The sequence below is a fragment of the Lentzea indica genome, from assembly GCF_012184385.1.
Lineage (GTDB): Bacteria > Actinomycetota > Actinomycetes > Mycobacteriales > Pseudonocardiaceae > Lentzea > Lentzea indica.
On sequence record NZ_VSRL01000557.1, the window covers coordinates 1 to 1,201 of the forward strand.

General features: G+C 72.9%; 1 protein-coding gene. It reads left to right on the forward strand.

Features of this window, described 5'->3' with window-relative positions:
• Positions 1-86 precede the first annotated feature (86 nt).
• Positions 87-1,201 (forward strand): FAD-binding and (Fe-S)-binding domain-containing protein (locus tag FXN61_RS49560; RefSeq protein WP_312878600.1); only part of this gene is annotated, 1,115 nt, incomplete at its 3' end.

A 1,201-nucleotide genomic window follows, 5' to 3' on the forward strand; every position in this document is an offset into this window, starting at 1 on the left:
CTGAAGGCACGCGGCCGCATGCTCGACGGACGGGTCGGTGGACAGCGAGGCCCAGCGGCGTTCCCTGTGGCGGGTCCGCGAGGACGGTGCCGGCCTGGCCGCCCGGCTGGTCGGACGGCGGCGTGTCGTGGCCCGGCTGGGAGGACGCGGCGGTAGCGCCGGAGAACCTGGCCGCCTACCTGCGCGACTTCCGCGCTTTGCTGGCCGCGCACCGGCTCACCGGAGTCCTCTATGGACACTTCGGTGCCGGGTGTGTCCACGTGCGCATCGACTTCGACCTCGCGACCCAGGAGGGCAGGGACGCCACCCGCCGGTTCCTGCGCGAGGCCGCCGAGGTCGTGGTCCGGCACGGCGGCACGCTCTCCGGCGAGCACGGCGACGGGCGGGCCCGCAGCGAACTGCTCGACGTCATGTACAGCCAGGAGATCATCGGGGCGTTCGCGGCCTTCAAACGGATCTTCGACCCGGACGGCCTGCTGAACCCCGGCGTGATCGTGGCACCGTCCGCTGTGGACGCTGACCTCGCGCTGGACGTCCCGCGATCGCAAGGGCGTCCGATGCTCTTCTCGTCCCCCGGCGTCGCGCTGGGCACCCCGCGACCAGAAGGCCGCCCGACGCTGTTCGCGTTCCCCCACGACGAGGACGGTTTCGCTGGCGCGGTCCAGCGCTGTGTCGGCGTCGGCCGCTGCCGCGGCAGCTCCGGCGGCGTGATGTGCCCCAGCTACCGCGCGACGGGGGAGGAGAACCACTCCACCCGTGGCCGCGCCCGGATGCTGCAGGAGATGGTGCGCGGCGACGTCGTGCGGGACGGCTGGCGTGCCAAGGAGGTCAAGGACGCGCTGGACCTGTGCCTGTCGTGCAAGGCGTGCTCCACCGACTGCCGACCGGGGTGGACATGGCCACCTACAAGGCCGAGTTCCTGCACCAGCACTACCGGGGCAGGCTCCGGCCGCGCTCGCACTACTCGCTGGGCTGGTTGCCCGCCACGTCCGTGCTCGCAGGCTTCCTCGCCCGGCCGCTCAACGCGGTTCTGCGCGGACCGCTGGCAAGGTGGCCGCGTGGCTGGGTGGTATCACCACCCGCCGAGCCATCCCCGCCTTCGCGTCCCGCCGTGCGCTGCGGTCAGCGCTGCGCACGGCGGTCGGCAAACCCGCCGCGCTGCTGTTCGTGGACAGCTTCACCCGCGCCTTCCGGCCGGAGG